This window comes from Aeromonas sp. 603404, from assembly GCF_049171775.1.
Lineage (GTDB): Bacteria > Pseudomonadota > Gammaproteobacteria > Enterobacterales > Aeromonadaceae > Aeromonas > Aeromonas veronii_A.
In genome coordinates this window covers 269980-294192 of the sequence record NZ_JAAKPE010000002.1, presented here as the reverse complement: position 1 = coordinate 294192, position 24213 = coordinate 269980, and the positions used below count along the sequence as shown (strand labels likewise).

The 24213-nt window shown below is 52.8% G+C and carries 17 protein-coding genes; 7 read left to right on the top strand and 10 right to left on the bottom strand.

The features are described from left to right. Nucleotides 1-827: 827 nt before the first annotated feature. Nucleotides 828-2207, top strand: coding sequence for a magnesium transporter (mgtE, locus tag G5306_RS05245; RefSeq protein ID WP_216954257.1), 1380 nt, complete (start codon nucleotides 828-830; stop codon nucleotides 2205-2207). Between the two features lie 113 nt (nucleotides 2208-2320). On the opposite strand, the gene dnaJ is transcribed toward mgtE, so the two are convergent. The 3 genes from dnaJ to grpE form a co-directional block, all read right to left on the bottom strand. Further along, entirely contained in the window at nucleotides 2321-3463 is a 1143-nt protein-coding gene (dnaJ, locus tag G5306_RS05240; protein WP_216954258.1) for a molecular chaperone DnaJ, read from the bottom strand. 101 nt (nucleotides 3464-3564) lie between these two features. Then, nucleotides 3565-5493, bottom strand: a complete 1929-nt coding sequence (gene dnaK / locus G5306_RS05235; protein ID WP_421312501.1) for a molecular chaperone DnaK — start codon at nucleotides 5491-5493, stop codon at nucleotides 3565-3567. Nucleotides 5494-5791: 298 nt separating this feature from the next. Continuing rightward, entirely contained in the window at nucleotides 5792-6367 is a 576-nt protein-coding gene (gene grpE, locus G5306_RS05230) for a nucleotide exchange factor GrpE (RefSeq protein WP_005338036.1), read from the bottom strand. A 291-nt stretch (nucleotides 6368-6658) separates the two neighbouring features. Between grpE and nadK the strand changes: the two genes are divergently transcribed. From nadK to G5306_RS05200, 6 genes are all read left to right on the top strand, one after another. Then, complete coding sequence (nadK, locus tag G5306_RS05225; protein ID WP_005338038.1) at nucleotides 6659-7543, top strand: NAD(+) kinase; 885 nt, start codon at nucleotides 6659-6661, stop codon at nucleotides 7541-7543. A gap of 252 nt (nucleotides 7544-7795) precedes the next feature. Then, nucleotides 7796-9460 carry a DNA repair protein RecN gene (recN, locus tag G5306_RS05220; RefSeq protein ID WP_421235746.1) on the top strand — a complete coding sequence of 555 codons (1665 nt, stop codon included), beginning with the start codon at nucleotides 7796-7798 and terminating at the stop codon, nucleotides 9458-9460. Between the two features lie 348 nt (nucleotides 9461-9808). Continuing rightward, nucleotides 9809-10699, top strand: coding sequence for a manganese-dependent inorganic pyrophosphatase (locus G5306_RS05215; protein ID WP_323874835.1), 891 nt, complete (start codon nucleotides 9809-9811; stop codon nucleotides 10697-10699). A 250-nt stretch (nucleotides 10700-10949) separates the two neighbouring features. Further along, nucleotides 10950-12113: a macrolide transporter subunit MacA gene (gene macA / locus G5306_RS05210; protein WP_421258157.1), complete on the top strand. Its 1164-nt coding sequence runs from the start codon at nucleotides 10950-10952 to the stop codon at nucleotides 12111-12113. Then, nucleotides 12110-14083 carry a MacB family efflux pump subunit gene (locus G5306_RS05205; protein WP_421312500.1) on the top strand — a complete coding sequence of 658 codons (1974 nt, stop codon included), beginning with the start codon at nucleotides 12110-12112 and terminating at the stop codon, nucleotides 14081-14083. Before macA ends, G5306_RS05205 begins: the two co-directional genes overlap by 4 nt. Nucleotides 14084-14085: 2 nt before the next feature. Further along, nucleotides 14086-15450 (top strand): efflux transporter outer membrane subunit, encoded by a 1365-nt coding sequence (locus G5306_RS05200; protein WP_421312499.1) that lies wholly within the window; start codon nucleotides 14086-14088, stop codon nucleotides 15448-15450. A 562-nt stretch (nucleotides 15451-16012) separates the two neighbouring features. On the opposite strand, the gene G5306_RS05195 is transcribed toward G5306_RS05200, so the two are convergent. The 7 genes from G5306_RS05195 to G5306_RS05165 form a co-directional block, all read right to left on the bottom strand. Next, on the bottom strand, nucleotides 16013-16423 hold the full coding sequence (locus tag G5306_RS05195; protein WP_216954269.1) for an H-NS family nucleoid-associated regulatory protein: 411 nt from the start codon (nucleotides 16421-16423) through the stop codon (nucleotides 16013-16015). A 463-nt stretch (nucleotides 16424-16886) separates the two neighbouring features. Then, on the bottom strand, nucleotides 16887-18614 hold the full coding sequence (locus tag G5306_RS05190; protein ID WP_421312498.1) for a Wzy polymerase domain-containing protein: 1728 nt from the start codon (nucleotides 18612-18614) through the stop codon (nucleotides 16887-16889). A 17-nt stretch (nucleotides 18615-18631) separates the two neighbouring features. Next, a complete protein-coding gene (locus G5306_RS05185) occupies nucleotides 18632-19912 on the bottom strand; it encodes a sugar transferase (protein WP_421312497.1) in 1281 nt (426 codons plus the stop codon). Nucleotides 19913-19930: 18 nt separating this feature from the next. Beyond that, nucleotides 19931-21064 (bottom strand): glycosyltransferase family 4 protein, encoded by a 1134-nt coding sequence (locus tag G5306_RS05180; RefSeq protein WP_227340920.1) that lies wholly within the window; start codon nucleotides 21062-21064, stop codon nucleotides 19931-19933. Further along, complete coding sequence (locus G5306_RS05175; protein ID WP_227340921.1) at nucleotides 21061-22155, bottom strand: glycosyltransferase; 1095 nt, start codon at nucleotides 22153-22155, stop codon at nucleotides 21061-21063. The genes G5306_RS05180 and G5306_RS05175 overlap by 4 nt, the downstream gene beginning before the upstream one ends. A gap of 1 nt (nucleotide 22156) precedes the next feature. Beyond that, nucleotides 22157-22924: a glycosyltransferase family A protein gene (locus tag G5306_RS05170; RefSeq protein ID WP_421222175.1), complete on the bottom strand. Its 768-nt coding sequence runs from the start codon at nucleotides 22922-22924 to the stop codon at nucleotides 22157-22159. An 8-nt stretch (nucleotides 22925-22932) separates the two neighbouring features. Then, nucleotides 22933-24189: a lipopolysaccharide biosynthesis protein gene (locus G5306_RS05165; protein ID WP_421312496.1), complete on the bottom strand. Its 1257-nt coding sequence runs from the start codon at nucleotides 24187-24189 to the stop codon at nucleotides 22933-22935. Nucleotides 24190-24213 lie beyond the last annotated feature (24 nt).

Sequence of the window (24213 nt, the reverse complement as noted above, 5' to 3'; positions counted from 1 at the left end):
GCAGCGTAAATAATACCGATCACGCATGCGATATGGCTGAATACGCGACATTCCTGTCGTTCAATTACCAAAATATCAATAAAGATGTTTCTAAATGTTTCTGGCGGTGGATTAATTATTTACCAATAAGAACCATTCCAGTAGCATCGCAGCATTGATTAATAACGGAGACCATCAGTGGGCAATTCATCAGATGACAGTAGGTTGTTGAGCTCGTCAGCCAATACCTGAGTCGCGAGATCCCCGCAGATTGTTCTGCCGCTATCTCGCACTATGCGGAGAGCGGTTTATTTGCACCTGAGTGCAATTCCTTCCCTGTATTCACTCGATGTCTGTTACTGACGCCATCCAATGCTACAGACTGGATGCGTAAATAATGCCTGCATGGGTCTTCTCCTGATATCAGGGTCACCATGTCATTACCACTGTTACCTCATCACGCCATGTTTTTCCGCCTCTGGCGTGCGTCAATGATGGCGAACCTCTATCGCTGCAGGTCAGTAGCCACAAGGCTTTTGACAAGGTGGCATGGGAGATGGCAACAGCCGCTAGCCGGGCGACGACCGTCCCGCGATCCGCTCCACCTTCATTTACTTGTGCCGAGTGCAACACCTGTTCATTCCCCATGCGTGGCTATTGACGGGTAAGCATATGACGATTCTTTACATCAATCAGGAGGTGTGTCATGGACCCTGACCCTGGAGCCGGTATCGGCGACTAGTCCGGATTAATTTTCGGGCGTTATTTCCTTATCTATTTTTGCTGATGTGATGTCAGTCGGAATTCTATTTTCTATTTTCCAGGCTGATGTATTAAAGGATATATAAATGCAATACCAAGATATTCACCAACAACTGTATGTACTGCTGCAAAACAAGGATCGTATGGGGATCCAGAGCCTCAGCCTGAATATTCATGAGGTCGATCTGGCACAAGCGATAAACCGCCTGACAGATAAACATATTCATACCTTTCTCAATCTGGTTCCTGCATTGCGTGCCGCACGCATCTTCCGCCATCTGCCCAGCGATATTCAGGCCAGCCTGGTACGTTCCATGGCCAAGCCCCAATTGGAAGAGTTGTGTACCCGCCTATCCCCCGATGACAGAGCCGATCTCTACAATCGTCTGCCCGCAGCCTTGCGCCAGACCCTGCTCGATGCGATGACAGATGAAGAACGTGAGGATACGCAACGGTTGGCCTCTTACCCGGAAAACCTCGTCGGCTCCATCATGAGCTCGGATTGTGCCAGCCTGACGGCTGACATCACTGTGGGAGAGGGGCTGCAACGGCTGCGCAGCACTGCTGCCGACAGGGAGAGCATCTATACCCTGTATGTCGTGGATGAAATGCGCCGCCTCATCGGGGTTGTCTCCCTGCGCGAACTGTTTCTCGCCGACAGCAAAACCCCCATCTCGGCCATTATGCAGCGCGAGCTGGTGAGTATTCAGGCCGATGCCCCCAAAGGCGAAGCCGCGGAGATGATCGCCCGTTACAACCTGCTGGCCCTCCCCGTATTGAATCAGGATCAGCAGTTGCTCGGCATGGTGACCGTGGATGATGCAATGGATGTTGCCGAAGAGGAAGATGCCAACCGGATTGCCCGCTTCGGTGGTACGGCTGCGCTGGGAGGTCCCGAACTTGATCTTCGCGCATCCAGCACCTTTAACATGTTCAGCGCCCGATTCTTCTGGCTGGCGGTCTTGACCGTATTCGGCATACTGACCAGCAATCTGGTCGCCGCTCAGGAAGAACTCATCAGCGAAGTACTGATCCTCGCAGCCTTTATTGCCCCTATTATCGACATGGGGGGCAACTCGGGCAGCCAGTCGGCCACCTTGGTGATCCGGGCAATGGGCATGGGTCAGATCAAGCTGAGCATGCGTGACTTCTTTTTCGTGCTGCGGCGCGATCTGCCCGTCGCAATGGCTCTGGGGCTGGGTGTCGCCCTGCTGGAAGGGGTGATGGCATTCTGGAGCAAGAGCATCGGCTGGGACATCGTCATGATTGTCAGCCTCTCTGCCATGACGGTGACTGTGGTTGGCAGCCTGCTTGGTCTGGTCCTGCCGTTTGCCGCACGGAAGATGGGGACTGATCCGGCAACCCTCAGCTCCCCCATGCTCACCTCGATCATGGATCTGTTGGGCGTGCTGATCTATTTTGGTTTCGCCTATGCCTTCCTCGGTGGGTCACTGGCTGCTGCCTGACAGCGCACAGCAGATGGGGGCAGCCAAACCACCGCCATCTCCGATAGTTCAAGATAAAAGAGAGGGAGGCATCACGCCTCCCTCTCTCTTTATATCGACACGGGTCTATGCCATCACTTGGTCAGATCGTCGAAGAAGCGTTTCACCCCTTCGAAGAAGCCTTCCGATTTCGGCTTGTGAGTCTTGGCAGCGGCACCGCTGAAGGATTCGTCCAGCTGGCGCAGCAGCTCTTTCTGCTGCTCAGTGAGGTTGACCGGAGTCTCGATCACCACCTTGCACATCAGATCCCCTACCTGACCGGAGCGTACTGACTTCACGCCCTTGCCACGCATGCGGAACATCTTGCCGGTCTGGGTCTCCGGAGTGACCTTGAGCTTGACGCGGCCATCCAGGGTCGGCACTTCAATCTCGCCACCCAGGGCGGCTGCGGTGAAGCTGATGGGCACTTCGCAGTAGAGGTTGTTGCCGTCACGCACGAAGATCTCGTGCTCTTTGACGTGCACCTGTACGTAGAGATCCCCTGCCGGAGCTCCCGCTTCCCCCGCTTCCCCTTCACCGGAGAGACGGATGCGGTCGCCGGTATCAACGCCCGCCGGAATTTTCACCGACAGGGTCTTGGTGCGCTGGTAACGACCTTCACCGTGACACTTGCGGCACGGATCCTTGATGATCTTGCCGCGACCGTGACAGTGCGGACACGCCTGCTGCACCGCAAAGAAGCCCTGACGCATCTGCACCTGGCCGGAGCCGTGGCAGGTCGGGCAGGTCTGGGCACTGCTGCCGGTGTGGGCACCGGAGCCGTTACAGACTTCACAGTGAACCAGAGTCGGCACCTTGATCTCCTTGGAGACCCCGCGTACCGCCTCTTCCAGCGTCAGCTCCATGGTGTAACGCAGGTCGGAGCCACGGGCCGGGCCACGACGGGCACCACCACGGCCACCGCCGAAGATGTCACCGAATACGTCACCAAACATGTCGGCGAAGTCGGCACCGCCGCCAAAGCCACCGTGGCCACCGCCACCCTGGCTCGGGTCGACACCGGCATGGCCATACTGGTCGTAACGGGCACGCAGGTTGGCATCGGTCAGGACCTCGTAGGCTTCCTTGACCTCTTTGAACTTCTCTTCGGATGCGGCATCACCCTGATTACGATCCGGGTGATACTTCATGGCCAGGCGCTTGTACGCCTTCTTGATCTCGCGATCGTCGGCATCTTTCGCCACACCCAGTACTTCGTAGAAATCGCGCTTCGACATACTCATCCTGTGGTTACGCAGACGGGCGTTGGTTACCCAACGCCCGTGAATTCATTGACCAAGCCGATGGGCGAAGCGGACTCCGCCCATCTGGGTAGGGCTTACTTCTTGTCGTCTTTCACTTCTTCGAACTCGGCGTCGACTACGTCGTCGTCAGCCTTGGCAGAAGAGGAGGACTGACCGGCATCAGCACCGGCTGCACCCTGGGCCTGAGCCTGCTGCTGGGCAATTTCCATCAGCTTCTGGGACGCTTCCAGCAGAGCCTGCTGTTTGGCTTCGATAGCAGCCTTGTCGTCACCCTTGATGGCCGCTTCCAGCTCGCTCAGAGCAGCTTCGATCTTGGTCTTGTCGTCGGCAGGCAGAGCTTCACCGGCTTCGGTGATCTGCTTGCGTACGGAGTGGACCAGACCATCAGCCTGGTTGCGAGCCTGTACCAGCTCTTCAAACTTCTTGTCCTCGGCCGCGTTGGCTTCGGCTTCGCGTACCATGCGCTCGATCTCGTCATCAGACAGACCAGAGGAGGCCTGGATGGTGATCTTCTGCTCTTTGTTGGTCTCTTTGTCTTTCGCAGAGACGTGCAGGATACCGTTGGCATCGATATCGAAGGTCACTTCGATCTGCGGCAGACCGCGCGGTGCCGGACGGATGCCTTCCAGGTTGAACTGGCCCAGAGACTTGTTGTCGCTGGCGCGCTTGCGCTCACCCTGCAGCACGTGAATGGTCACGGCAGACTGGTTGTCTTCGGCAGTGGAGAACACCTGGGACTTCTTGGTCGGGATGGTGGTGTTCTTCTCGATCAGCGCAGTCATCACGCTACCCATGGTTTCGATACCCAAGGAGAGCGGGGTCACGTCCAACAGCAGTACGTCGGTCTTGTCACCGGACAGTACGGCACCCTGGATGGCAGCACCCATGGCCACGGCTTCGTCCGGGTTGACGTCTTTACGCGGCTCTTTGCCAAAGAACTCGGCAACGATCTTCTGAACCAGCGGCATACGGGTCTGACCACCAACCAGGATCACGTCGTCGATCTCGCCAACTGCCAGACCGGAGTCTTTCAGGGCGACACGAACAGGCTCCAGAGAGTCTTTCACCATGTCTTCCACCAGGGATTCCAGCTTGGCGCGGGTCACCTTGATGTTCATGTGCTTCGGACCGGTGGCATCGGCAGTGATGTACGGCAGGTTGACGTCGGTCTGCTGGGCAGAAGAGAGCTCGATCTTGGCCTTCTCCGCGGCATCTTTCAGACGCTGCAGAGCCAGCTGGTCGTTGCGCAGGTCGATGCCCTGCTCACGCTTGAACTCGTCTACCAGATAGTTGATGACGCGGTTGTCGAAGTCTTCACCACCCAGGTGGGTGTTACCGTTGGTCGCCAGTACTTCGAAGGTGGTTTCGCCTTCCACTTCGTCGATCTCGATGATGGAGATATCGAAAGTACCGCCACCCAGATCATATACGGCAACCTTGCGCTCGCCCTTGACCTTGTTCACGCCGTAAGCGAATGCAGCAGCAGTCGGTTCGTTGATGATGCGCTTTACATCCAGACCGGCGATGCGACCGGCATCCTTGGTAGCCTGACGCTGGGCGTCGTTGAAGTAGGCCGGAACAGTGATGACTGCTTCGGTTACCGGCTCACCCAGATAGTCTTCGGCGGTCTTTTTCATCTTTTTCAGCACTTCGGCAGAGATCTGCGGCGGTGCCATTTTCTTGCCCTTCACTTCAACCCAAGCGTCGCCGTTGTCAGCTTTGGCGATGGCGTACGGCATGATTTTCAGGTCACGCTGCACTTCTTCATCTTCAAAACGACGACCGATCAGACGCTTGATGGCGAACAGGGTGTTTTTCGGGTTGGTGATGGCCTGACGCTTGGCCGGCTGACCAACCAGGATCTCGCCATCATCGGCATAGGCAATGATGGACGGAGTAGTACGATCGCCTTCTGCGTTCTCGATCACGCGAGCAGTGTCGCCATCCAGAATAGCGACGCAGGAGTTGGTAGTACCCAGGTCAATACCGATGATTTTACCCATTTGACGAATCTCCAAATACTTTGAATAAACTGGCGAGGAACTCGCCTTAATGCGTTAACGGCTAGGTGGGGGCTGCCAATCTGGCTTTCAAGCTCCCGGCATCAAATTTTTTGTGCCGCCGCGGCCTTGCTACCTATATGGGGTCGCCGGACGCAGCTTCAAGCCCCAACCCTAAAAAACCACACCCTTTGTCATGGTTGCGCGGTCACGTTGAGGCGTAAAACCGGGCAAGATGAACAGGTGCTGCACTGCGAAATAAAAAGCCCGCCACAGGGCGGGCTCGGGCACCCACAGCCAATCAGTCGACCGCTTTGGCGATCATCACCATGGCCGGACGGATCACCCGACCGTTGAGGTCATAGCCTTTCTGCATCACTGCGATCACGGTGTTCGGCGCCACATCGGCACTCGGTACCATGCTCATCGCCTGATGGGCATTGGGGTCAAACGGCTGGTTGATCGGGTCGAGCGCCACCAGACCAAACTTGGCCACGCCGCTCTGCATGGATTTCAGGGTCAGCTCGACACCTTCGATCATCGGCTTGAGGGCTTCGTTCTCCTTGTCGGCCAGTTCGATGGCTCGCTCAAGGTTGTCCAGCACCGGCAGCAGTTCGTTGGCGAACTTCTCCAGAGCAAACTTGTGCGCCTTCTCCACATCCAGCTCGGTACGACGGCGCAGGTTCTCCATCTCGGCGGCGGTACGCAGGGCGCGTTCACGCTCTTCCGCTGCTTTTTGAATGGCGGTTTCCAGCTGCGCTTCCAGTTCGGCAATACGGGCCTGCTCGGCTGTCACTTCACTGTCTACATCGGTCGGCTCGACTGGCTGGGCTTCCACTTGCTCCATCGCTTCAACCTTTTGCTCTTCGTGGTTCATGACATCTCCAATTCCGGGGTTACTTATGAGGGCCCTGACGTCTGGTTGAGCGACCGGACGACAACAGACCGACTATGTTGGCGCTATTATGGGGATGCATCCCCGGCTTTCAAGGGGTAAAGGGCAATCAGGGTTGCTGAATAGCCGCAACCGTCGGTTTATCCGGGTTACCGCTCACCGTTTAACCATTAGCCTCAAGGGGATAGCCAGCCCCGTCACACGGGAGAGCGTCACAAGCGGAGCAAAGCACTGTATACTGGCCCGCAATACCCATCCCAGATCTGACTGACTATGGATTCTCCGTTCAAAACCATCGCCCTGATTGGCAAACCCCACCATGAGGGGGCCAACCAGACGCTGACCGGCCTGCATCAATACCTGACCGCCCGCGGCTTTCGGGTTCTGGTGGAGAGCCGGGTCGCCCAGACCCTGAGCATCCTCGATGAAAACGTGATGGATCTGGTGCAACTTGGCCAGCAGGCCGATCTCGCCATCGTGGTCGGCGGTGACGGCAACATGCTGGGGGCGGCGCGAGTGCTGTCGCGCTTCGATGTAGCAGTGATCGGGGTCAACCGGGGCAACCTCGGCTTTCTGACCGATCTCTCGCCACAAGATTACCTGCTGCCGCTGGAGCAGGTGCTCTCCGGTCACTACAAGAGCGAACACCGCTTCCTGCTGGAAGCCTCGGTCTATCGCCACGGCGAGCGCAAGTCGAGCAATCTGGCGGTGAATGAAGCAGTGCTGCACCCGGGCAAGATCGCCCACATGATCGAGTTCGAGGTCTATATCGATGGCAGCTTTATGTATAGCCAGCGCTCGGACGGCATCATAGTGGCCACCCCGACCGGCTCGACCGCCTACTCCCTGTCGGCAGGTGGCGCCATCCTCACCCCCAAGCTCAACGCTATAACGCTGGTGCCCATGTTCCCGCACACCCTCAGCAGTCGCCCCATCGTGCTCGATGCCGACAGCGAAGTACGGCTGCTGGTATCACCGGACAATCAGGACGATGCCATGCAGGTCAGCTGTGATGGCCAGGTGACCCTGGCGGTCCACCCGGGGGACGAGATCCTCATCAAGAAGAGCCACCACCAGCTTCATCTGGTGCATCCCCTCGACTACAGCTACTTCCACGTGCTGCGCAACAAGCTCGGCTGGGGCAGCAAGCTGTTCTAATCAGCTTTGACCGACAACGGCATTGCCAGAGAAGGGCGCCTGAATTGGCGCCCTTCTCTTTTTTGTCGTGGCAACGTCCCCTGCATTCTCATATCCGTACCGCGTCCCAATAGTCAGTACCGCATTTTCATAGCCATACCACACTGGCTCCCCCCTTCCTGTGTTAAAAATGGCGGCGCCCTCTTTACTGTATATAAGACCAGTATATACTGGATGCATACACAGTAATGTTGACCTATACAGGATGAGACCATGCTGACCCAGCTGACCGTCAACAACTTCGCCATCGTCAAGTTTCTAGAACTCGATCTGCAACCGGGGATGACCTGCATCACAGGTGAGACCGGTGCCGGTAAATCCATCGCCATCGACGCTCTCGGTCTCTGCCTCGGAGAGCGTGCAGAAGCCAGCATGGTGCGACCCGATAGCGACAAAAGCGAGGTCAGCGCCCGCTTCCTGCTGGACAACAACCCGGCCGCCCGCGCCTGGCTCGCCACCAACGAACTGGAAAACGAAGGTGAGTGTATCGTCCGGCGAGTCATCTCCGCCGAGGGCCGCTCGCGCAGCTATATCAACGGCGTGCCCGTCCCCCTCACCCAGCTCAAGAATCTGGGTCAGCTGCTGGTCAACGTGCACGGTCAGCATGCCCACCAGATGCTGCTCAAACCCGACTACCAGCTCGCCCTGCTCGACGGCTACGCCGGCCACCATCTGCTGCTCGACGAGGTGCGCCAGCACTATCAGCAGTGGCGCCAACTGCAAAACGAGCTCAACCGGCTCAAGGCCGAGCAGCAGCAGCGGGAGGCCCGTCGCCAACTGATCGAGTATCAGGTGCAGGAGCTGGACGAATTTGCCCTGCAACCAGGGGAGTTCGAAGAGATAGAAGAGGAGCACCAGCGTCTCGCCAACGGCACAGAACTGATGCAAGAGTGTGGGGCTTGCCTGGACCTGCTCTATGACAACGAAGAGACCACTATCGCAGGGCTGCTGCAATCGGCCGTCGATCGGGCCGAGGGACTGGTCAGCATGGACAGCCGCCTCACCCCGGTACTGGAGATGCTGAATGAAGCGCTGATCGGGGTGCAGGAGAGCCACAGCGAACTTCGCAGCTACCTCGATCGGCTGGAACTGGATCCCGAGCGTTTTAACGAGCTGGAGGCCCGCCTCTCCAGAGCAATCAATCTGGCCCGCAAGCACCACGTCAAACCGGCAGATCTGGCTCAGTACCATCAGGAGCTGGCCTCTGATCTTGCTCGCCTCAACTCCGATGAAGAGCGGTTAGAGGGGATGGAAGATGAGCTGGCCGAGGCCCGTCAGGCTTTTGTCCAGGCCGCCGAAGCCCTGAGTCAGAGCCGTCAGCGTTATGCCGAGGAGCTGGGCGCCAAGGTGACCAGCAGCATGCACGAACTGGCGATGCCTGATGGCCGTTTCGCCATCGAGGTGCGCCCCGACGCCCAGAGCAGCCTCTCTCCGCTGGGTATCGACCGGGTGGAGTTTATGGTCACCACCAACCCGGGCCAACCGATCCAGCCGCTTGGCAAGGTGGCCTCCGGCGGTGAACTGTCACGTATCAGCCTCGCCATCGTGGTGATCAGTGCTCGCAAGATCTCCACCCCGACCCTGATTTTCGACGAAGTGGATGTGGGGATCAGCGGCCCGACCGCCGCCGTGGTAGGTCGCCTGCTGCGCCAGCTCGGGGAGTCCACTCAGGTGATGGTGGTCACTCACTTGCCTCAGGTGGCAGGCAACGGCCACCAGCATATGGTGGTGAGCAAACATACCGATGGCAAAACCACCGAAACTCGGATGGATGCGCTCGACCAGAATGCCCGTCTCAATGAGCTGGCACGCCTGCTCGGTGGCGACCAGATCACCGACAACACCCTGGCCAATGCCCGCGAGCTGCTGCGCCGCTGAATCAGGCAATAAAGCCCATTTGCAGCGATGGCGACTGATAGCGCTGACAGAACATGCTGACTGCGCAGGCACAGGCACAGGCGAGAGCTATGGCCTGCGCAGTCAGCAATAGCCAATAGCCAATAGCCAATAGCCAATAGCCAATAGCCAATAGCCAATAGCCAATAGCCAATAGCCAATAGCCAACTGTGAGAACCGAACTCGCGTCAGGATTACCGACTCAGATCAATAAAATGGCGAGTTAGGCGAAGCTGGCAGCAACATGGGCGTGGATCCGGTTGCCTTCATGTGGCGGATTTCGCATAGTGTTGCCCCCCTTTATGGGTATCCAATTGTGAGGCTTTGTCTATGATCCACGTTTTTGGTCACAAGAATCCTGATAGCGACAGTATCTGCAGTGCGCTGGTTATCACCGACTGGCTCAATGGCCAGGGCCGTCAGGCCACCCCATGGCGTTTGGGTGACCTGCGCACCGAAACCCGTTTTATTCTGGAGCAGGCTGGCGTCAGCGAACCCGAGTTGCTGACCAAAGATCTGACCGGTGAAAACGTCTGGCTGGTGGATTTCAGTGATCTGGAACAGGGCCCCGCCACACTGGCACAAGCCAATGTATTGGGTCTGGTGGATCACCACCGTCTCGGCACTCTGGTCACCCAGTCTCCGCTGGATGCCTGGATCCGGGCCGTCGGCTGCACCTGCACCATCGCCTTCGATCTGCTGAGCCAGCAAGGCACCGTGACCCGCAGCCAGGCTCGCCTGATGCTGGGTGCCATCATGAGCGACACCCTCTGTCTCACCTCGCCGACCACCACCGAGCAGGACAAGATCGCTTGTGAGCGTCTGGCACCGCTGGCCGAAGTATCGCTGGCCGAGTTCGGTCAACAGCTGCTGATGGCAAAAACCGACCTGAGCGGCCTCACTCCTGCGCAGTTGCTGCAGCAGGATGAGAAAGCATTCCAGGCCGAAGGTCTGAACTTCATCATGAGCCAGATTGAAGTGGGCAGCGAACAACAGCTTGCCGACCAGATTGACACTCTGCTGCAAGAGATGGCACACCGTGTTGAAGGCGAAGGGCTCGACTTCTTCGTGCTGATGGTGACTGACCTGACGGCCGCAGCCAGCCGCATCTACTTTACTGCACACCCGAAAGTACCGGCAGAGTCCAGCTACCACCCGGGCTTTGTCAGCCGCAAGAAGCAGGGTCTGCCCTGGGTGATGGATCTGCTGGCCAAGGCCTGATCCTCCCTCGCCATCACCTATTCCAAAGCCCTGCCTCTGCGCAGGGCTTTTTCATCGCCACCGCCAGCCGCACTCCCCACCCTCTTGTTGACCATCTTGCTCACGACTGCGGTCTATCGCTTACTCCTTTCTCGGCTTATTGACAGTTAACGCCATAACTTTGCTTACATATTTGCGGCTGTTATTTATCAGGGCTTTGCTGCAGGATAATCGCCGCGCACAACCTTTTCCGTTTCCATTCAGGTGATCGATGAACATAACCCCCAAGCAGAGAACCCTGGCCATCACCATGCTGATCGCCGTGGTACTCATCGGCTGGCTGCTCTGGCCCAGTCAACCACCCAAGGCGATGCTAACCGCTCAGGTGACCCGCGAGGATATTGCCCAGACCGTGCTGGCCAGTGGTGTGCTGCAGGCCGTGGAGCAGGTGGATGTGGGGGCCCAGGTCTCCGGTCAGGTTACCAAGCTGGCCGTCGAGGCTGGTGATCAGGTCAAGCAGGGAGACCTGCTGGCCGAGATCGATCCCCTGATTGCCCAGAACAACCTCAAGACGGCCGAGGCGGAGCTTGCCAGCAACCGCGCCCAGCTCAAGATCAAGCAGGCACAACTCAAACAGAACGAGCTCGCCTGGCGGCGCCAGCAGCAGATGTTCAAGCAGGAGGCGAGCTCACGGGCCGATCTGGAGAGTGCCGAAGCACTGCTGGCGGTCACCCGCGCCGAACTGCAAAACAGCCAGGCCAATATCGACAATGCCCTGATCAAGGTTGATCGGGCCAAGACCGAGCTGGGCTACACCAAGATCCTGGCGCCGATGGATGGCACCGTCATCAGCATTGTGACCCGTCAGGGCCAGACCCTGGCTGCCAGCCAGACGGTGCCGACCGTGCTCAAGCTGGCCAACCTCGAGACCATGACGGTCAAGGCGCAGATCTCCGAAGCTGATGTCACCAAGGTCAAAGCCGGCATGCCGGTCTATTTCACCCTGATCGGCGATCCGGATACCCGCTATCAGGGTACCCTTCGCGCCGTGGAGTTAGCGCCTACCAATATTAACGATCAGGCCACCACAGGTACCACCACCAGCAATGCGGCCGTTTACTACTACGCCCTGTTCGATGTGCCCAATCCCGATCATACCCTGCGGGTGGCAATGACCACCCAGGTGACCATTGTGCTCGGCGAGCGCAAGCAGGTGCTTACTGTGCCGCAAACCGCCCTCGGCAAGTCGCTGGGTGACAACGAGTATGAAGTCACCGTGATCAATGACGATGAGACAACCGAAACCCGTCATATCAAGACCGGTATGAAGGACGAGATCCGCATTGAAGTGATCAGCGGGCTGAGTGAGAAGGAGGAGGTGCAGCTCAATCACGGAGCCCCCGCCGACAATGATGAGATGGCGGTGATGCTATGAGTGAGCCCCTGAACCAGCTGCCGTTGATCCAGCTGAAAGGGGTCGAGCGACGCTACCAGAGCGGCGACAGCGAAGTCACCGTGCTCCACCCTCTTGACCTCACCATCACGGCAGGAGAGATGATCGCCATTGTCGGCGCGTCCGGCTCCGGTAAGTCGACCCTGATGAACCTGCTGGGTTGTCTGGATAGCCCGAGCGGCGGCCAGTACCTGTTTCGCGGTCAGGACACAGCCACCATGGATGCGTTGGCGCTGGCCCGACTGCGCTGCCACCACTTCGGCTTTATCTTTCAGCGCTACCACCTGCTGCCCCACCTCGATGCCGCCGCCAACGTGGAGATCCCAGCCGTCTATGCTGGCACCAGTCGCCCGGATCGCCAGGCACGTGCGCGTCAGCTGCTGGGCAGACTGGGTCTGGCCGATCGCAGCCACCATACCCCGGGCCAACTCTCCGGCGGTCAGCAGCAGCGGGTCAGTATCGCCCGGGCGCTGGCCAATGGCGGCGAAGTGATCCTCGCCGATGAACCGACCGGCGCACTGGATAGCCAGAGCGGCAAGGAGGTGATGGCGATCCTCAAGGAGCTGCACGCTCAAGGCCATACCATCATTCTGGTCACCCACGATATGAACGTGGCCAGCCATGCCGACCGGATCATCACTCTCAAGGATGGTCGGATTGAACAAGATAGCGGCCCCTGCCAAACGGCCGTGTTGGCTCCAGCCACCGCTGTAGCCCCTCAAAAAATAGAGCCCACTACAGGCGCCAAGGGCCACGACTGGGATCGTTATCGGGAAGCGGGACGGATGGCGATCCATGCCATGCTCGCCCACCGGATGCGCACCTTCCTCACCATGCTCGGCATCATCATCGGTATCGCCGCCGTGGTGAGCGTGGTCGCTCTTGGTCAGGGGGCGCGCGCCAAGGTGATCGACCAGATCAATGCGATGGGCACCAACACCATCGAAATCTTCCCGGGTAAAGGATGGGGCGATGAGAAGATGGCCAGTATCCAGACCCTCAACAAGGGGGATCTCGATGCCCTGTTGGGGCAACCCTATCTTGCGGGCGCCAGCCCCGAGATCGGCAGCTCAGGCCAGTTGCGCTACCGCAACAAGACCAACAGCGGCAACGTGACCGGGGTCGGTAACGACTATTTCAAGGTGAAGGGGATGACGCTGGTCAGTGGTCGCTTACTGGAGTGGCAAGATATCCAGCAGCGTGCCGCCGTCGCCGTAGTGGACAAGAAGAGCATCACCAGCCTGCTTGGCAAGGAGGATCCGGTCGGCAAGGTGGTACTGGTCGGCACCTTGCCGGTGCGGATTGTCGGTGTGGTCTCGCAGGAGACCGGCTTTGGCCCCACCAGCCAGTCGGTCAATATCTGGCTACCCTACAGCGCGGTGATGAGTCGCCTCATCTCGCAGCACCACTTCAGCCAGATCACCATCCGGGTCAAAGACGGGGTACAACCAGCACTGGCCGAGCAGGCGGTGATCGAGCTGATCACCAAGCGCCACGGGGTGAAGGATTTCTTCACCTTCAGCAGCGACAGCATCATCAAATCGGTGGAAAAAACCACCGCCACCATGACCCTGATGGTCTCGGCCATCGCGGTGATCTCGCTGATCGTCGGCGGGGTGGGCGTGATGAACATCATGCTGGTGTCGGTGGTCGAGCGCACCCGCGAGATCGGCATTCGCATGGCCGTGGGCGCCCGCCAGTCGGATATCCTGCAGCAATTCCTGATTGAAGCTGTGATGGTGAGCCTGCTGGGGGGGATATTTGGCGTCGGCATCTCGCTCGGTATTGGCGCGCTCTTTTCACTGCTGGTGGACTCCATCAAGATGCAGTTCTCGCTCTTCTCCATCCTGATGGCCTTTGGCTGCTCGTCACTCATCGGGATCCTGTTTGGTTACTTGCCGGCACGCAATGCGGCGCGGCTCGACCCTGTTGTCGCACTGGCGAGGGAATAACAATGTACAAACTCTCCTGGCTGGCTCTCTGCATGGCCCTCAGCGGCTGTAGTCAGCACAGCAGCTATCAAAGACCCGAGCTGGCGATCGCCCCTGCATGGCAACAGGCCGAGGGCGCCCAACTGGCTGCGCAGGCTGGCCTCTGGTGGCGGGAATTTCATGATCCCCAACTCGACAAATTGGTCGAGGCGGTTCTAGCCGCCAACCCGGACATGCATGTGGCGGCCCTCAAGCTCAAAAGCGCCAGACTGGGCGCCGAGCAGGCCGATACCAACCTCACCCCCTCGGTCAATGGCACTATCGCAGCCAGTGGCAACAAGGATCTGAAAAGCGGCAAAGGCACCAACAGTCTGGGCCCCTCGCTGAGCCTCAGTTACGAAGTGGATTTGTGGGGCAAGCTTGCCTCGGTGCGAGATCAGGCAAGCTGGGAGGCGGCGGCAAGCGAGCAGGATCTCGCCAGCACCCGACTCCTGCTGATTGGCAATACTCTGGAGCAGTATTGGCAGCTCGGCTATCTCGGCTCTGCCATCACACTCGGAGAACAGCAGCTGGCCAACCTGACGCGAACCGAGCTGCTGACCCAAACCAAATACCAGGCAGGCGCCATCACCCGACTCGATCTGGCGCAGGCACGCCAGCAACTGGCAGGCAAGCAGGCTGAGCTGGCCTCCCTCAAGGCGCAGCAGGAACAGGCTCGCAATGCCCTGCGTCTGTTGCTGGGCCGCAGCAGCGGGCCGCTGGAGTATGCACCCGCTTCCCTTGCAAAGCAGGCCATTCCTGAACTTGCGGTGGGTATTCCGGCCGATGTGCTGGCCCGCCGCCCCGATGTCAAAGCGGCCGAATTGCGGCTGCGCAAGACGCTGGCTAAAGGGGATGAGATCCGCACCAGCTTCTACCCCAGCCTGACCCTGACCGGCAGCGCCAGCACCGCATCCGATAGATTGGCGCAAGTGCTGCAAAATCCGGTCGGTACGCTGGGAGCCAGCCTTGCCCTCCCCTTCCTTGAATACAACCGCACCCAGCTCGCCATTGAAAGCTCGGAGCTGGATTACCAGATCGCCGAAACCGAGTTTCGCAAGCAGCTCTACACTGCACTGGTGGAAGTGGAAGACAATCTGGCCGCCCGCCACTATGGCCAGCAGCGACTCGATTATCTGCAGGAGCAGCTGAGTTATGCCCGGGAGGCCGAACGACTGGCCAAGGCTCGCTTCCAGGCGGGTGCGACCGGCGTGCAAGCTTGGCTTGATGAGCAGAACCGACTGTGGGATGCCCAGCAGAGCCTGCTGGCACAGCAAAAAGAGCAGCTCACCACCACAGCCAAAATCTATCGCGCCCTGGGTGGCAGCGATAGCGTGACGCCCCGATAGCGCTTCACCTGGCTATCCCCCACTCTGCCTACAGAGTGGGGAATATCATCGCCATAGACCATACAGAATTTCCTCTCCCACACTGCAGCCGAACTTCATTGCCCATTATCAGGGGCAGTCATGGCAGCGCAGCCAATTACATGCATCGGCGACCCTGAATATACCGGCCATACCTTGCGGCTCTCTCTATACCTAACGCCCCCTGACCGGAGATAACGATTACCGGATATTCCATCAGCAGAGAGCTCTACTCTTGCCGAGCGACGCACCGTGAATCGTGAATCGTGAATCGTGAATCGTGAATCGTGAGAAACATATCCGAAGCTCGTATCAGCACAACGCATACAAATAGCGATATCGCGTTGGTGAGCCACAGGACAAAATTAATCGTAAACAACGAATGATATTGAGTAAAGGAACTGCGGGTAAGGCGAGAGAGAAAGGATACAAACGAGGAATGCAGATAACAATGAGGTGGAAATACTGGTTGGATAACCACGAGTAATACGGCAAAAATAATGCCGCCCGAGGGCGGCATTATTCAATCTCTGAACCTGACGAATTAGATCAGGAAATCGTTCAGGTCTTTACCCAATGCTACTTGAGCAGCAATGGCTTTCGGCATACGGCCTTGACCGGTCCAGGTTTTTTCCTGGCCATCTTCTTCGTACTTGTATTTAGCCGGACGCGGAGCTCGCTTGCTCTTGGCAGCGCCAGTTGCAGCAGCCGGAGCAGCGGCAGTCGCCAGTAGCTCACGAGGATCAATACCAGCCTGCTGCAGCATTTCGGTGAATTCATTCAGCTTGCGCTGACGCTCTTCCTGTTCAGCACGCTCCTGTTCAACAGAATCGGCGCGCTCTTGGTAAACCAGGTCAAACTTCTCTTTAGCTTCCAGCAGTTGCTCAAACGGCAGCTCACGAACAGCCGCACGCAGACTGCGAATGTTCAGCAGAACTTTCAGAAACTCGTTCATTATTTCCTCACAAAAAGTCGGTCACAGGGATTACCGTGTCAGAATAGCATGGACAATTGATAACAACATACCGTTTTCTGTATTTACACTCCTTTTTTTTTATTTTTCACTCACCATACTCTCTTGACGCGAAGCGTGATAACAAATCAATGCTCAGTTGTGATTGCTATACAATCTGACAGATGATGATCTCAGATATTACAGGGCTCATTAATATCCCACTACATGCAGTCAGAAGATTCTCTTTATAGTGACACCCGATATGCCCTCCCCCCCCGCCCAGTTACCCATCAAGCAAGGTGAAATAAAAAAGCCACAAAGCAATTCCTCAGCAACGACGACTTAAAAGGCCATAATTTTTATCCATAAAAATCAAGAACTTACAACGCCAATCCATATATCTAAAGACAAATAAACAATCTGTTTTTTAACATAACCGATCTTACCCGGTTGTTAAATTACGCTAATTTGCGCGAGCATTACTTTGTGCAGATTGATCAACACCACTGATCACCGGTATAGCTACAGAGCCACTCAGCAGAGGTTCCGCAGGATAGAGTCTGAGCGCTTCCAGACGCATCGCATCGGCTGCCTCTTTGCGACCCAGAGCGTTAAGTGCTGTCACCATATTGGCGTATATATTAGCTCGTGGTGTATGAAGTACGAAGTCCTGCCCCCACTCCAGATAAGCTTCCAGTTCAGCCTTGTTGTTTGTCTGCAAACCGACCATCAGACGAACCGAGTTCACATCAAATTCAACTCGTGTCAGCCATGCCATAGGATTGATAATCTCCAGCAAGAGCGTCGGCTCCTTATAACCTCCCCGCTCGTATTTGGTGACGACCCAGGCAGTATGAAGGGCTGTCAGCATAAATGGGACAACCAATAGAGGGATAGCTATTGCCATAAATCGGAGCAACAACCAGGGGCGATACTCAATGTCCAACCACGATGGGCTACCGCAACTCACGAAACGGGTTTCTTCAATCTCGGTGTCAACGACATAGATCAGCGTCAGCAACAACCACCACAACACGATTGCATGGTAAAGGGGATATTCCGTCTGAGTGTGGAGCAATATCGGTGTCACCAGGGCAAGCAGTGCCATGGCATTTACCCAACGCACCTTCGTCAGGCACCACAATAATGCGCCCCCCATGATCACCATACCAACCATGGGAGCCACCCCTCCCTCAACAGCCCAATAAAGGAATTCGTTGTGGGGATGGTCAAGATTGTACTCAATCTGCACCATAGATGGATTCAGCGCCTTATCAGCCATGTAGTGATGGAGAAAAACAGATTCAAAACTGCCGTATCCCCAACCACTCCATGGTGCTTCGGCAATCAGCTTGGCTGCATAAGGCCAATAAATAGATCGCATACCACCAGATTGATAAATCTCCAACCCGCGCTTTGCTCCTGCCATCCAGTACTGTGATAGCAGGCCAAGGGCCACCGCAAAAATAACCAGCGCCAACATACGCCATAGCAATCGATGGCGATGGAGTTGCGGTATCAATAAAAACAGAGCTAGCAGACCGCCAAGTTGACCCACTCGGGATTGCAAAACAACCAGCAACAGTGTTGCTGATAGAATGACGCCATAGCGCAGAGCCATCAGCAAACGACCACCCTCTCGGCGTAATTCCAGCCAAATAGCAAGGGCAAGACCAGTTGCCATAAAGGTTGCCATCACGTTTGGCTGTTGAAAGATCCCGTAAGGACGATTGGTTTTAGTGTCGTAGCCAATCCAGTTACCGGGTGTCAACAGATAGAACTGTATCAGACCGAGCAAAGCCTCCATCGCGATCGCTATCAGGACGATATAGAGCAAGCGATCTCGCTGCAACCGATTGAAGCGCCATTGATAGAGCCCGAATAAAAACAGCAGACCAGCAAAAAGCCCCAATAATCTGGGAATGGCATAATCCCTGAGTGCAAAACTTGGATAGAACATCGGCAGCAGTAGCAAGAGTGCCCCTATCCATAAGCCCGCTTGTAATGGAGAAAAGAGCAGACGCTGGCGTAACGTCACTTGCCACAATCCTAATCCAATAGCCAGCGAGGCAAACACCCATCCCCATGCGTTAAAGGGCAGGTATAGCCCTGCTCCTCCCGGGTTGTGCATAAAAAAATGCACTCCAAGTAACCAGTATAATGAAGATAAAATCCAATACAAGCTGCTCATATATTATTTCCGTATACTCAACGAGCCCCAAACCCTGTCAGCATTGTTTTAATAGTTTTGATTACTATTAATAGATCAAGCCAAAGCGAAAAGTTTCTAATATAATAAAAATCATATTCTAATTTTATACGAGTACTATCTGTATCAGCTGAGTAGCCATGCATCACCTGAGCCCATCCACTTATACCAGGACGAACCATATGACGATACATATAGAATGGTAATTCAGACTCAAACCTCTCCACAAAAAAACGCTGTTCAGGCCGTGGACCAATCAAGCTCATATCCCCTTTAAGAACATTAAAGAATTGCGGGAGCTCATCAATTCTATATTTACGAATAAAATGACCAACACGAGTAATCCGTTTGTCAACCTCCTGAGCAAAATATGCATTGTCTGATGATGAACTGTCATGCATACTACGAAATTTATATATTACAAAATCTTTATTACCCAGCCCAACTCTCTTTTGCTTAAAGAAAACAGGGCCAGGGCTTTCCAGCTTTATTAATATTGCTGTTATAAGTAACATCGGCATAAAAAAGGGGAGTGCAATTATAACAACCAAAAGATCAGCTAGTCTTTTTAAAAAGAAATAAAACAACGAGGGAATAGCGGAACCCAAGTCATTTTCATATAATTGCTCAACGCTCACTCGGCCTGTTAATGATGCATATATAGTTTTGCTGTGATAGATTGGTATCCCTAACAAAACGAAATCAGTTAATAACCTTTGCCATTCACTCGTCAAATCAGATGAGTGAAAGTCAGCAACTACGGCATTACCACAAAACAGAGAAAAATCGGGTTTGTGAAGAATATTCCATTCAACAGCAGTCAAGGCACACAGTTTCTGATAATTACCAACCGGGATGATAGAATACTTAACCTTGCCAGATCGTGCCCCTAAGTAATAAATAAGCCAGCAAGATACTAAAACCAATATATACGAGCTTATAATTACTGGCCTACTATACTCAAGACGAAACAGCAGCAACACACCGAATAATATTCCATACACAGCGGTTACTGTTGGAATCATATAAGATAAAGCATTAACTCCAGGATAGCAAAGCACTCGACTCAGGAAAAAACCAGCAGTAATACATGTTATAAAGATTCCTAAAAGTGAATTTATTTTTACATCATCAAGGAAATTCCAAAAGTCCTCGCCCCAAAACAAAAATGCAGGTAATAATGTTGATACCAAGGATGTAAAAAAGAACATTATTGTATAATTAAACCGTACAAGGTCATACCAACGACCACCATATGGATAATAGCTATTATTTATCATGAAAAACTCATTCAGTTATCAACCACAGGGCTGAGCGCCATCGATATGCTGAGCCAATATGTCAAAATATATGCCAATGATTTTTTTCTCATCGAATCTGGCACTAACTAATTGCCTCCCAGCATTACCCATCAAGGTTCTTTGAGCTGTAGTCATTCGTATGAATGTCATCATCGCATCAGCCAATGATGAAACATTTCTAGCTTGACAGAGTAACCCGGTTTTCTCATGTAGCAGTACATCTCTACATCCAGGAACATCGGTAACAATAATTGGCTTTGCCATTGCAGCAGCTTCGATCATAGTTCTTGGCAATCCTTCGCGATAAGAAGGTAACACAATACAATCACTTTCCATTATGATAGGCCTAACATCATGTGTAGTACCGAGATATTCCAGCACACCGTCATTGATCCATTCATGCAACTGTGCATATCCGATCGCTCGTGGGTTATCAGCCTGAACATCGCCTAGCAATTTAAACTTTATGTTTGGATGACGAATATGAATCTGCTTTGCGGCTGCTACATATTCTCCAATCCCCTTATCCCATAACAACCGCGCAATGAGCAAAAAACTAACCGAGTCATCTTCAGCAAATTTTTCTGAAGGATAAAAAAAACTCAAATCAACGCCCTCGCCAGGCAGTAACAGAGTCTTTCTTTTATCTACCAACTGTCTTGATACAAATTCAAGGCGATCATCTTCATTTAAGAAAATGACTAGCTTAGGATATTTAAAAGCGAATTTATAAAGCAACCTTACTACTTTGGGCACCCAACCATCATTCATAAAGGCATATCCTAACCCAGTGGTTATAGCCAAGGCAGGTGTGCGACAAAGATGTGCAGCAAAAGAACCATATATATTTGGTTTTACCGTATAATGGATAATTAAATCCGCATTAATTTTTCTATATATTCTTACGAAATCAAATATTAATTTTAGTTCAACAATTGGATTGACTCCTTTAGGGGATAGTGCCAACGGTATAAATGAACACCCCAAATCACAGAGCGAAAAAACTGTATTATCAGGTGGAGCAACAATGGTTATGCGATATCCATGTTGTATAAGTGCAGATAATAATCCGCGGCGAAAATTCCACATTGACCACGCTGTATTGCTCACCATACAAAGATGTTTGCTCATGTGTAGTCCTGGTACAAATTTAACCAACGCAGACAGATAGTCTCTATTGAATAATGGCTAATAACCCGAATCCGAGCCTCCCTAGTCATCACCTCTCTCTCAAGCGGCGAAAGCATCATAGCCTGCTCAATCGCGGTAAATAGCTGCTGACTATTTTTAGAGGGGACAAGCAATCCAGCAGAGCCAACCACTTCCCTCACTCCACCACAATCGGTGGCAACCACTACCCGCTCAGTAGCCATAGCCTCAGCCACAACTAAACCAAACCCCTCCCAAGCTGATGACAACACAAATATATCTGCTGCACTCATCCAATCTTCAACATCATAGCGCAGCCCCAAGAAATGAACTCGCTCGCTAATCCCTTGTGCGCTAGCGATTGTGGTTAAGTATTCTTTTTCCTCACCCTCACCTATGATGACCAACTTAACATTATTGGATCTCGAAGATAACATCGCAAATGCAACAAGCAAATTTGTATAGTCCTTGGCAGCGGTCAGTCTGCCTACTGAAATTAACAATATGTTATTGTCATCAATCCCAAGCTGAGAGCGTAATTTATTTCTGACTGTGGCGTTAAAATAAAAACGCTCCGTATCAATACCATTATACATGACTTTCATTCGCCCGGCAGATACCGCACCTTGTTTAATAAAAGCCTCAACTGCTTCTTGGCTTACGTTTGTGTTAAGATCACATAACCTTTCGGTAAGCCGGTATGCCAATATCCGCCACCCTCTTCCCTCATTAACACTATGTGCAGAGCAGATAAGCTTCGGAAATGATACAAACAATCGTAATAACCGAGCAAAAATATTTGCATGCACCATATGGCTATGCACCACATCCGGTTTATATTGATTAAGTAACCTGATCGCCTGCCAGTATGCTTTGAAAACACTAAATGGAGTTTTCCTCATCTGCAGTGAAACGATGTTTGCTGCAGTCGAATGTGGGCGATTGCTAATTTCACCGGTCATCGAGATAATTAATATATGGTGGCCCAACCTAATAAATTGATCTGCCAAATCGCACACTTGTCGTTCAGCGCCCCCCATACCAAGGCCTGTGATTACCATCGCAATTTTCATGCTATTTCTTCAACCAACAGTAAAGAATGCACTGGAGACTTCTGACACATGCTTTGACCTTGCCGAACAATCGAGTATCTCGGATCACTTGGTCTCGATAAAACAAACCAAAACCACATGGATTACTTCTTAGATTTTTTTTAAAATTTGAGGTGTAGCCATCAGGAAGATATTCACACAAGTATATTACTTGGTCTACATAAAAAACTATCTTACCTATATCGGCAATTTTATTCCATATATATAACTCTGGTACAAACTTTTCGCCCGGGAACTGAGGAAAAGGAAACTCACGCATAACATTAGTGCGAAAAACATAAGCCAGGTCACCTTGTAATATATGCCCTGCCATGATGGGCTGCATTACCATTGACTTGCTCCATGCGGTGTCGGAGATACCAATCATATGACCAGATAATGTTGCTTTTCTAAAACACATCCCAACAAATTCCGAGCCAATATGATTCATAACATCATATAGCTTGGCAACAGCATCACCAGTTAATAAGTCATCACTATCCACAATGATAATCCAATCACCGGTCGCATGAACCACACCTTCATTTATAGCGCGATGCTTCCCTCCATTTTCTTTATAAAAATAATTGATTGGAAAGTCAGATTTAACTCTATAATCAAAAATAAGCTCGGCGGTACCATCAGTGCTACCGTCATCGATTACAAGCCATTCAAAGTCCCGCCTTGTCTGCTGACACAAACTGTCATACAACCTTGGTAAAACATATGCTCTGTTATAAGTTGGCGTCATTATTGTTATCATTGCACGACCTTACACAAGCAACCTTTATATTGATGAATGAAGTATATCGACATCGTCGCAGCCATCATCAAAAAAGCATTAGTTATGTAAACGATGTAAATGTCACCGGAACGAAATACTTTTAGCAACAACCAATAGTTGAACATGCTTATAATTAAGAGAAAGAACCACTTGCACATTATCAAAAAATATTTTTTGTCACGGTATAACCGTTGCATTAAAACGCTATCCACAGCGAAAAAAGAAAGCGCAGGCAACATCATAATGGCTAATTCTGCTGCTAACTCATAATCTTTTCCAAAGATAAAATAGACAATTTCATGTAGCCATAACCAACCCATTAATTGCAAGATACATGCAACTAATAACAGCCCTAAACAGACCGTATGTATTTTTTTTACTCTGCGCCCATATAACATCATTGGGGCTATAGACTGCACAACTATACCAAGTACAAGTACGCCCTGCTCTAGCATTTGACTAGCTACACCATACATGGCTAGTTGTTCATACCCTAAGTAATGCTCGATGAAAAAGCGATCAATTCTCATATAAATCAGCATAAGCATTAATGGGACCCAGAGCGCCCCACCTCGACTTAACATTACCACTGCCACTTTTTTATGCCAGTCCCAGATGCCACCTCTAAAATAAATAACACAACACAGTGACATAGCTAAAAACATTGCTTCTATTGCCCTGCTTGAATAGATGATGAAATAAGATGAAAGTAAAAGAGCGAGGCTTACCAAAAGCACCCTTAATAATAAAATTGCAAGACGAATCGCTACAACAATACCTATATTTGTGGTAGCTTGATAGTAATTGGCTATTACTGAAAATGGTTCATTAAAAATGAGCGCCAGTGCCAATAGCATCAGCATTAATCTTACATCTTGATCTGCGACAATAAAATTTGCGTAGACTAATGTGACAAGCAAAGCAACCAAAGCGAAAAGTAGACGAAAAACAAATACTGAAGATAGTATCTTCCAACGCAAATGAGGATGCCGAACTAATGCCGGAACAACAACTTCCGAGCCGGCAATCAATGTAACTGATGACAATAAAATGACGGCATTGAGCGAATATAGCCATTTCCCATATAATGACACACCGAGTAGATGACTAATTACCCCCTCGCAAAAAAAAACCAACCCAATGGTCACCATTTTTTCAAATAATAGAATACTAACATTAGTAATAATTGCGGCATATTCTCGATAAAATGCCACAACCAGGCCTAATCGCATCCAAGTTGCCTCATTATAGAAACA

Coding starts and splice junctions, on each gene's coding strand:
- mgtE (WP_216954257.1), top strand. CDS start 828: ATGCAATACCAAGATATTCACCAACAACTGTATGTACTGCTGCAAAAC.
- dnaJ (WP_216954258.1), bottom strand. CDS start 3,463: ATGTCGAAGCGCGATTTCTACGAAGTACTGGGTGTGGCGAAAGATGCC.
- dnaK (WP_421312501.1), bottom strand. CDS start 5,493: ATGGGTAAAATCATCGGTATTGACCTGGGTACTACCAACTCCTGCGTC.
- grpE (WP_005338036.1), bottom strand. CDS start 6,367: ATGAACCACGAAGAGCAAAAGGTTGAAGCGATGGAGCAAGTGGAAGCC.
- nadK (WP_005338038.1), top strand. CDS start 6,659: ATGGATTCTCCGTTCAAAACCATCGCCCTGATTGGCAAACCCCACCAT.
- recN (WP_421235746.1), top strand. CDS start 7,796: ATGCTGACCCAGCTGACCGTCAACAACTTCGCCATCGTCAAGTTTCTA.
- G5306_RS05215 (WP_323874835.1), top strand. CDS start 9,809: ATGATCCACGTTTTTGGTCACAAGAATCCTGATAGCGACAGTATCTGC.
- macA (WP_421258157.1), top strand. CDS start 10,950: ATGAACATAACCCCCAAGCAGAGAACCCTGGCCATCACCATGCTGATC.
- G5306_RS05205 (WP_421312500.1), top strand. CDS start 12,110: ATGAGTGAGCCCCTGAACCAGCTGCCGTTGATCCAGCTGAAAGGGGTC.
- G5306_RS05200 (WP_421312499.1), top strand. CDS start 14,086: ATGTACAAACTCTCCTGGCTGGCTCTCTGCATGGCCCTCAGCGGCTGT.
- G5306_RS05195 (WP_216954269.1), bottom strand. CDS start 16,423: ATGAACGAGTTTCTGAAAGTTCTGCTGAACATTCGCAGTCTGCGTGCG.
- G5306_RS05190 (WP_421312498.1), bottom strand. CDS start 18,614: ATGAGCAGCTTGTATTGGATTTTATCTTCATTATACTGGTTACTTGGA.
- G5306_RS05185 (WP_421312497.1), bottom strand. CDS start 19,912: ATGATAAATAATAGCTATTATCCATATGGTGGTCGTTGGTATGACCTT.
- G5306_RS05180 (WP_227340920.1), bottom strand. CDS start 21,064: ATGAGCAAACATCTTTGTATGGTGAGCAATACAGCGTGGTCAATGTGG.
- G5306_RS05175 (WP_227340921.1), bottom strand. CDS start 22,155: ATGAAAATTGCGATGGTAATCACAGGCCTTGGTATGGGGGGCGCTGAA.
- G5306_RS05170 (WP_421222175.1), bottom strand. CDS start 22,924: ATGACGCCAACTTATAACAGAGCATATGTTTTACCAAGGTTGTATGAC.
- G5306_RS05165 (WP_421312496.1), bottom strand. CDS start 24,189: ATGCGATTAGGCCTGGTTGTGGCATTTTATCGAGAATATGCCGCAATT.